The 1,913-nt window shown below is 57.7% G+C and carries 4 protein-coding genes; all 4 read right to left on the reverse strand.

Going from position 1 to position 1,913, the window contains the following annotated elements:
• Positions 1-184: 184 nt before the first annotated feature.
• Positions 185-601 (reverse strand): NUDIX hydrolase, encoded by a 417-nt coding sequence (locus ACODRZ_RS26620; RefSeq protein WP_488973169.1) that lies wholly within the window; start codon positions 599-601, stop codon positions 185-187.
• A gap of 522 nt (positions 602-1,123) precedes the next feature.
• Entirely contained in the window at positions 1,124-1,351 is a 228-nt protein-coding gene (locus ACODRZ_RS26625; protein ID WP_488973170.1) for a helix-turn-helix transcriptional regulator, read from the reverse strand.
• On the reverse strand, positions 1,341-1,700 hold the full coding sequence (locus ACODRZ_RS26630; RefSeq protein WP_488973171.1) for a DUF736 domain-containing protein: 360 nt from the start codon (positions 1,698-1,700) through the stop codon (positions 1,341-1,343). The genes ACODRZ_RS26625 and ACODRZ_RS26630 overlap by 11 nt, the downstream gene beginning before the upstream one ends.
• Complete coding sequence (locus ACODRZ_RS26635) at positions 1,697-1,867, reverse strand: DUF2274 domain-containing protein (protein WP_488973172.1); 171 nt, start codon at positions 1,865-1,867, stop codon at positions 1,697-1,699. Before ACODRZ_RS26635 ends, ACODRZ_RS26630 begins: the two co-directional genes overlap by 4 nt.
• Positions 1,868-1,913 lie beyond the last annotated feature (46 nt).

A 1,913-nucleotide genomic window follows, 5' to 3' on the forward strand; every position in this document is an offset into this window, starting at 1 on the left:
CTGACGATGGCCCACGGCCACAGCCGAAATTACACCACCTTGACGGACGCGACCCTGAGATCCGCCAAAAATGGCAGGAATGACCGACAAGGCTGCATTGCCGCCTTCGGGATTGTGGATCATATTCGGAAAAGGGCGGAGACTATTGTATAGTGCGCCGCCCGGCGGTGGGACACCGAGAATGCTAGGCGTTCGGACCTTCTGAGAGGCGAGCATCCGACCGTTGAATCTTTAAGGCGTCGAGAGCACGGCGCAGACTATTGTCTCGCAACCTGGCCCGGGCATTTGATAGCAAGAACCACCCCCGCTGACGCTCCGCCATTTCAGGCCAATGTTCAAGTTCTTCAAACACCTCAAGCGGGTATACTTGAGCTTGGCTCAAATCGGCCAATGAGGACGCAAGCAGCGGCATGGACGAGACAGTTCCGCGCACACCTGCCTCCTCGAACGCTTCGATGACAGCCCGTTCCGCCGCTGTCTCTCCCACTTCGATCTTGCCCTTGGGCAAAATCCACTTTCCCTTACGGCGAGACTTTACGAGCAGCACCTCGATGCTGTCGCCTGTTAAGCGATAAGGGAGAGCATGCGTCTGAAGTGCCATTTTCCAACTCGTCCAGCGCCATCGACGCGGTCCTAACCAGATTGCGTAGCGGGTGGCGACCGTATAGGCAAACGTTCGCATCCCTCCAGAGCTGCGGCATCACGCACTGGCCCATCAGCAATGCTTCCCGGTTTCGATGGAATTAGAGCATCCGACATCGTGAAGTGGGACATTTACAAGGCCTTATCTTATCCTCGGTAATGGCAGCTCCCAAGAATTGCGCGCGGCCTGGCCAGCGTCCAAAATGAGCGTATGCCCGCCAAAGGACTGTTGACAAACTGCAAGCTAGGAGCGTCGGCTTTCTTGAACTCAGCGCTCAGAACCGGACCGAACGCAAAGTCCCACATCCTTCCGGCAGCATGCGGCCAACGCTTGCCATAAAGCAGACCGTTTAGGAGGTCCTAATCGCGAGACGTTTCCAGCCCGTCATCTCTGACTGACAAACCTCGGATCAGAACGATTGCCGCCTCGCAGGCATTTCTTTGCGAGTATCGTATCCATCGACAGAAGTAAGGGGATTCTCTACCACAAGGGCCGACGCTTCCCTTCGAAGCCGTCCTTAACATCGTCGATCCACGCACTGACAGACTGCTCGCTCCAGCGGGAAGCGCCTGGGGACAACTTGTAAGGTGCAGGGAATTTTCCCTCCGAGATAAGTCGGTATATCATTGATCTACCAAGGCCAACTCTCCGGATCACCTCGTCCAGCTTGATCAGCCGCTCAGGCGATTCAGAACTGTCACTCATCATTTCTCTCCTGCGCGATCATCTGCGATCGCCTTGTCTGCGGAGGCGGAAGCACCAGCCGCGCGGACATGTCTTCCGGATCGGTGAAGAGCATTGCACTGATCGGGCACAGTGGATCGTCAATCCGGACACGAAAGTACTGACGCACCGGCTCGGACCTCGAGTGCCTCTCCCAGGCATCTCCAACCTGTTGCCAGCCCATCATGACCCTGAATGCAGGTGCATTCTCGCTCACCCGATCGTCATTGGGGACAAGGCGGATCTGGCGCTGGATGGTGAGCGTGTTGATTTCGCCTTCCCAGCCGCCCTGCCGCGTCAGCTTGAAGCGACCGATCACGATGCCGCGCCTCACGTTCCCGGCTCCCCGTCTTTACGAGCCCGCGCGAAGACGCGATCGCTCGCCAGAAATGCCTCGAGCATGGCAGGAAGAAGGTCGGCTTGCTCGGCGTTGTCGCCGTAGGTAAGGCGCATCGATGCGCTTGGCGATGATGCCTTCCTGCCCGGCGCCGTACATCGCATCGTAGAGCTTTTCGCCCGCGCCGATCATGTGGTCGGCGATGAAGAT

Source organism: Novosphingobium sp. FG90, assembly GCF_057808725.1.